At 67.6% G+C, this 6,040-nt stretch carries 7 protein-coding genes and 1 pseudogene; 6 read left to right on the forward strand and 2 right to left on the reverse strand.

Going from position 1 to position 6,040, the window contains the following annotated elements; all coding sequences use genetic code 11:
* Positions 1-245: 245 nt before the first annotated feature.
* The 6 genes from KIK08_RS36415 (at position 246) to KIK08_RS36440 (ending at position 4,634) form a co-directional block, all read left to right on the forward strand.
* Entirely contained in the window at positions 246-470 is a 225-nt protein-coding gene (locus KIK08_RS36415; RefSeq protein ID WP_214407870.1) for a CBM20 domain-containing protein, read from the forward strand.
* Positions 467-931 carry a type II CBASS E2 protein gene (locus KIK08_RS36420; RefSeq protein WP_214407871.1) on the forward strand — a complete coding sequence of 155 codons (465 nt, stop codon included), beginning with the start codon at positions 467-469 and terminating at the stop codon, positions 929-931. Before KIK08_RS36415 ends, KIK08_RS36420 begins: the two co-directional genes overlap by 4 nt.
* Positions 918-1,763, forward strand: coding sequence for a ThiF family adenylyltransferase (locus KIK08_RS36425; protein ID WP_214407872.1), 846 nt, complete (start codon positions 918-920; stop codon positions 1,761-1,763). Before KIK08_RS36420 ends, KIK08_RS36425 begins: the two co-directional genes overlap by 14 nt.
* 1 nt (position 1,764) lies before the next feature.
* Positions 1,765-2,883, forward strand: a complete 1,119-nt coding sequence (locus KIK08_RS36430; RefSeq protein WP_214407873.1) for a hypothetical protein — start codon at positions 1,765-1,767, stop codon at positions 2,881-2,883.
* Between the two features lie 46 nt (positions 2,884-2,929).
* Positions 2,930-3,601, forward strand: coding sequence for a hypothetical protein (locus tag KIK08_RS36435; protein WP_214407874.1), 672 nt, complete (start codon positions 2,930-2,932; stop codon positions 3,599-3,601).
* Positions 3,602-3,797: 196 nt separating this feature from the next.
* A complete protein-coding gene (locus KIK08_RS36440; RefSeq protein ID WP_214407875.1) occupies positions 3,798-4,634 on the forward strand; it encodes an IS5 family transposase in 837 nt (278 codons plus the stop codon).
* Between the two features lie 132 nt (positions 4,635-4,766).
* Here KIK08_RS36440 and KIK08_RS42330 read toward each other — a convergent pair.
* Positions 4,767-5,183, reverse strand: a pseudogene (locus tag KIK08_RS42330) (transposase); the annotation flags it as partial.
* On the reverse strand, positions 5,125-5,691 hold the full coding sequence (locus KIK08_RS42335) for an IS110 family transposase (RefSeq protein WP_408004786.1): 567 nt from the start codon (positions 5,689-5,691) through the stop codon (positions 5,125-5,127). The pseudogene KIK08_RS42330 and the gene KIK08_RS42335, both read right to left, overlap by 59 nt.
* Positions 5,692-6,040: the final 349 nt, after the last annotated feature.

The raw sequence follows: 6,040 nt of genomic DNA on the forward strand, positions 1-6,040 counted from the left end.
CTGACGGGCGCTCCTTGACCCCGCCGCCTACCTCGACGCGCCCAGAACCCGGCGGAGAACCCCCAGAACAAAGATCAACAGCAAGAACAGGGGGTTGACCGGCCCCGCTCCTTCAGGGATGACAGTCAGGTGAGGGCTGGTCAGCCCGGCGCGGCGTGGCCGCGCAGGGTGGTGATCGCCGCAGCGAGCAGGGCGGCGGCTCAGGCTGCCCACTGTAACAGACGGTAGATCTCCACCGACTCCGGGTGGGCAACGAGAAGCTGCGCCCATTGCCCGACACTCGGAGGTCCACGGCGGTGACAACCAGAGACGAAGCGGAGAGGCTGCTGTCCTCGTTAAGCGACGACGATCTCGTGGAGATTGACTCCAACGGGAACGTCTATGCGGTCGGCAAGGCTCCCCAGCTTGGCGCCGGCAAACCGATCGCTGGGATATCGGACCAAAAAGGCGAGTACGGGAGCCAGCCGTGACCTACCGTGTCCCCCGGAGCCTGCTGGTGAGCGAGATTGGGCCAGACGGACGACTGGCAGCCGAGCGGCGAATACTCACGAAGCACTTCCCACAGTTCAGATTGGACGAAAGCAGGAACCAGGGCGAGCTGGCCGCCGCCGCCGGCTCTCTCACCACGTTCACCGGCAAGCGCTACACGATCAAGATCGTGCTGGGAAACCGGTATCCCCACGAGTTGCCCGCGGTCACGACGCCGGGCTGGACGCCGCAGCGGAACCCGCACATGATCGGCGGCACGTTGTGCGTCATGAAATCGACTCAATGGCATTCCTTGATGTCCATTGCATTTATCGTGGCTAAGAGCGCGCTCTGGCTAAACAAGTACGAGATCTTCCTCGATCGCAAGATCTGGCCAGGTCCGGAGCAGCACGTACACGGACCGATCTACACCTTCCGGAAGCGCCTAAATGACCTCGGATAGCAGACTGGACACCAGTCGGATCGACTACCTGCTGGCCAACTCTGGGCTAACCGACAGCAAGATCGTCATCGCCGGTCTGGGTAGCGGTGGCATAGTGGTCCTAGAGCGGTTGGCCATGACCGGCATCAAGCGGTGGTCGCTGTTCGACCCCGACGTCCTTACCGCGGTCAACCTCGTGAAGCATCCGGCCCGGCGCTGCGACATCGGTCGACTCAAGACCGACATCGCCGCGGACTGGCTGGTTGACCGCAATCCGGAGTGCAAGATCGACCACGCCGGGGGCGACGTCTTCGACGCCCCCGGATTCGCGGACGAGGTCGGGAACGCCGACCTTGTCGTGTGCGCCGTTGATAACGCTGCCGCGCGCAGCTTCGTCAACGAGGTGTGCGTCGAGAAGCGGAGTCCCTGCGTCTTCGGGTCGGTGTTCCGGACCGGCCTCGGCGGTGAGGTGTTCGCGTATCTGCCGGGTGAGACGGGCTGCTACAATTGCATGAGGCTATTCAGCCTCGAGCAGGGTCGAGACATCGAGAACTGGCTCGATCTCACCGACGAAGAGACGCAGCGCATCTACGGTGTCGGACAGGCCGACTTCACCGCTTCTGGGCTGGCTGCCGACATCGCGGTCATCGCTTCCTTGCACGCCCACTACATCACCGCGCTGCTCGGCAGCGGCAACTCCGACTACCTGACCGCACCGTCGTTCAACTGGCTGACGGTGGCCCTTCGGCGGGTGAACGGTCTCTTCCCGACGATGTACGAGACCACCCGCATGCTGCTGAGACCGCAGGCCCGGTGCCACCTCCGATGTGGCGCCCCAGGATTGGGGGACTGACGTGGCTGAGATCCTCGCCAAACTCGAGGACGTGCTGCCGACCATTGTCGTGGCGCGCACTGTCGCCGTACGGTTCACCGAGGAGATACAAAAGCACCCCGGGGTAGAGGTGGGTGGCAAGTTTATCGGGCTGATCCGCGGCCCGGCGCGCCATTCCGATGTCCAGGCCCGTATCGATTCGCTCGGCGAGCTGACCTTTCAGGTTACCGACTATCTGGATGACGGCCCGCGCGCACAGCGCACCCCGACCTACCACTTGGGCGATGCGCAGTGGCAGACGACCGAGTTCCGAAAGCGCGAGCTGGCGGATCCGCGCATCGAGCAGATAGGTAGCTGGCACAGCCACCACCCGAACGGTCTCGACCGGCTCAGCAACGGCGATGTCCGTGGCTACCAGGACACTGTCGACGACCCCGGGCACAACCACGACTTCTTCATCGCAAGTCTCGGGGTCGACTTCGACGGGTTCGCGACAGCCAAGCACTACCTGTTCGTGCGGGGCTCTCGGAACCACTGGCGGCTGCCGCCCGGTTGCGTGCGTGTCCAGGATTTCCTCCCGGCCAGCGAGCAGGGCAAGAACGCGGAGCACCGGGCAGTGGACGAATTGTCCCAGCCGGACGTGGGAGGTCCCGTATCCCGCTCCGAGCCGGCGCCCCCCGAGCAGCGCACCGAGGCCGCACCGCCGAAGGCCGTCCCGACCGGTGACGGTGGTCGAGCGGTTGGCGAGGCCAGCTCCAAGGTCCGGGTACCGGGGTGGAGCGACTCGGAGGTTGGCCGCCGAGCCCTCGCCCAACAGCAGCTATTGCTCTCCGAGAAGGGCTTCGCTCAGGTCCGGCTCGGCTCCAGTGACGGCCGGCTGCTGGCCTCCGGCTGGATACCGACCAAAATCGGCCGGGTCTCGCTTTCGCTCGTTTATCCAAGTGTGCCCGGTGGCGACGATGGCCTGCTGAAGCTAGTGACTACGGACACCGGGGCCACCGTCGACCTCGCCATGTCTGGCTCGGCGGCATGGGGGCTCGCCGAGCTTCGCCCGGCGCTGCACCAGTTCGTCGAGTTGGTCACCCAGCAGTACACACCGCCGCAGAGGCCGACCAGCCGTTGGATGAGAAGATGGAGTTGACCGACCACAGGCACCGGGCATACCGCCGGGCGGAAAGGGCGGCAGCATGACGGGCGAGCACCGGCCGCCCGACTTTCCTCCAGGGGCCATCGGCACCGGGCTCGGCAGGCTCGGCGAGCTCTCGGCCCCTTGGACGGCAGCCCGCGCCATCACTGCCCCAACGCTCACCCTCGGTCTGCTCCGCCACGAGCCGGGCTTCGCTGGCCTGCCCAGGAGCGACCTGCTGGCGGCGGCTAACTCCCTAGCGTACCTCTACCAGCACACGAAGTCGTGGGTGCTGATTTGGGCAGAGTCAATCGCCGGGCCAGCGGCGTTCAAGGATAGCCGGACGGTGCGCTGCGGGGTGGGGCAGGAGAAGTCGAAGGAGCTGGCGCTCTCGGCCGGGCTCACGTTGAAGGCGGAGGGGGACGTGTGGCTGGCCAGCGCGTCCGCCGAACTGTCGACCGAGTGGTCCAAACTGACCCAGTCCACTGTGCGCATCGACGTCGAGTCCGAGTTCACCAGAGAATTGGAGTTCGACGTCCCGCCGGGCGGTAGGGACATCGCTCTCTGGCAGCTGGAGTCGCGGTTGACCAAGCGCCTCGTTCAGCGCCCGAACGTGGCACTGCCACCGGATCCGCTGCCGGAATGGGTGGAGATCGCGATCGCAACGCCACCGAGGACCACGACGGTCCTGACCGCCATCACCCAGACCATTACACGCCTCGCGGAACAATGAGGGGACTGCCCAGACTTCGGTTGACCCGGTTCAGTAGGCGGGGATGCTCCTATGGATGTCAAGTGGCGGCTTGATGATCATCGGGGTGGAGTAGTGCGGTGTAGACCTCGCGGGCGATGTAGCGTTTGAGAACGTGTTTGAGAAGGGTCGGCGTGTCTGCGTGACCTCGGCGCTGAGGTGATCAACCCTGGGCGGGATGGCGCGACGATCGAGGTACCCGTCCGACACCAGTGACGCCCAGTGGGCGTTAATCGGGCCGCTGCTGCCCGAGGCCCGCACCGGTGGCCGGCCGGAGAAGCATCCGCGCCGGGCGGTGCTCGACGCGATCCTCTACGTCGTGCGGACCGGCTGTGCTTGGCGCCAGCTGCCTGCGGATTTCCCGCCGTGGCAGACCGTCTACTGGTACTTCAACCAGTGGGAGCAGGCAAAGGTCACCGAGAAGATCCTGCCCGTGGTCCGGGGGCAGCTGCGCGTGGCCGAGGGCCGCGACCCCGAGCCGAGCGCCGGGCTGGTCGACTCCCAGAGCGTCCGCGGCGCCGACACTGTCGGCGCCCCGACCCGCGGTTACGACGCCGGGAAGAAGGTCAACGGCCGCAAGCGGTTCATCACCACCGACACCCTCGGGCTGCTGCTGTGCGTCGTGGTCTGCTCGGCTGGCGTGCAGGACCGCGACGGCGCCAAGTCGGTGCTGCTCGACACCCGCCTGCGGACCCGGGTGCGGTTCCTGTTCGCCGACGGCGGCTTCGCCGGGCGCCTGCTCGACTGGGCCGCGACCATTCTGGCCACCACGCTGCACATCGTGCGCAAACCCACCGGCCAGCGAGGGTTCGCCGTCATTCCCCGCCGTTGGGCCGTCGAGCGCACCTTCGCCTGGTTGGCTGCCCACCGCCGCCTGGCCCGGGACTATGAACGCGCTCCCGCGATCTCCGAGGCCATGATCCGGTGGGCCGCGATCAATACGATCACCCGCCGCATCGCCCGCGGACGCCCCGCGGTCCGGCAGCAGCGCCGCCGGTTTACGCCAGCTACATGATCTTCTCAAACACGTTCTGAGGCAGCGGATGATCTCTTTCTTGCTCATGCCTTCGGTGGTGCGGCGGGTGGCGTAGGCGCGGGTGCGGGGATCCCAGCGCAGTCGGCAGAGCACGATGCGGTAGAGCGCGGCGTTGGCCTGGCGGTCTCCGCCGCGGTTGAGTCGATGACGCAGGGTGCGCCCGGAGCTGGCGGGCAGCGGTGCGGCGCCGCAGAGCATCGCGAACGCGGCCTCGGACCGCAGCCGCTGGGGGTTGTCCCCGGCGGTGACCAGGAGCTGTCCGGCGACGTCGGGTCCGACCCCGACCAGCGCGGACAGGGCCGGGTTGATCTGGGCGACCAGCGGGGCGATGAGGGTGTCGAGATCGTTGATCTCGGCGGTGAGTTGCTGGTGGCGCCGGGCGAGTGCGCGCAGCGCGATGAGGGTGGCGGTGGCCGGGTCCCCGGCTGCGGTGTGGTCGGGCCGGCGGGTGGCGCAGGTCGCGATGAGTTCACGGTCGGTCAGGGTGCGCAGCCTGCCGCGCAGCGGGTCTGGGGCGGTGATGATCAATGACTTGATCTGGGTCTGGGCCTCGGCGCGGGCGGTGATGGCGCTGCGCCGGGCGGTGCGCAGCGCGCGCAGCGCCTCGACCCGGCCGGTGCGGTCCTTCGGGACGCCGGTGGCGCGCCCGGCCTGGGGCGGCGTGGGCGGCGGCTTCGGCGTCGACCGGGTCGGACTTGCCCTGCCTGCGGCGGGTCTTGCGGTCGGGGCGGTCGACCTCGACCAGGTCGATCCCGGCCGACTGCAGGTGTGCGGCCAGACCGGCGCCGTAGGCGCCGCTGCCCTCGATCCCGACCTGTTGCAGGTCGCCGTGTCCACGCAGCCAGGCCAGCAGCGCGGCGTAGCCGGCGGGGGTGGTCGGGAACTGGCGCTGACCCAGCATCCGCCCGGTCGAGTCGAGCACCGCGGCGGTGTGAGTGTCCTTGTGGGTGTCAACCCCACCGGTGATCCCACCGGTGATCCCACCGGTGATTGCGCGGGTCTGGGGCAGCGCCGCGGGGTGTGTGATCGTGGTCATGGCCGTCCTGAACTGTGCAGCGGGCAGGGCGGCACGCACCAGCCGGGCGAGCGGACAAGACAGTGATGGGTGCCTGCTGGCACAGGCTCCTATGAGGTCACAACCGCGGTCTGGTGAGTGCAGGCGAGCCCCGCAGCGGACCGAACGACAGATCCCGTTGAAGACCCGCAGTCAGTCAGGCCGTGGGTCAGAACGACCGCTGCGGGGCTCACCTACATCCTCACTGTCATCCCTGAAGGAGCGGGGCCGGTCAACCCCCTGTTCTTGCTGTTGATCTTTGTTCTGGGGGTTCTCCGCCGGGTTCTGGGCGCGTCGAGGTAGGCGGCGGGGTCAAGGAGCGCCCGTCAGG

It is taken from the genome of Pseudonocardia lacus, assembly GCF_018531445.1.
In the GTDB taxonomy this organism is placed as follows: domain Bacteria; phylum Actinomycetota; class Actinomycetes; order Mycobacteriales; family Pseudonocardiaceae; genus Pseudonocardia; species Pseudonocardia lacus.

Bases quoted from the DNA above. Each gene is read 5' to 3' on its own strand.
- KIK08_RS36435 (WP_214407874.1), top strand. From the start codon at position 2,930: ATGACGGGCGAGCACCGGCCGCCCGACTTTCCTCCAGGGGCCATCGGC.
- KIK08_RS36425 (WP_214407872.1), top strand. From the start codon at position 918: ATGACCTCGGATAGCAGACTGGACACCAGTCGGATCGACTACCTGCTG.
- KIK08_RS42335 (WP_408004786.1), bottom strand. From the start codon at position 5,691: ATGACCACGATCACACACCCCGCGGCGCTGCCCCAGACCCGCGCAATC.
- KIK08_RS36440 (WP_214407875.1), top strand. From the start codon at position 3,798: ATGGCGCGACGATCGAGGTACCCGTCCGACACCAGTGACGCCCAGTGG.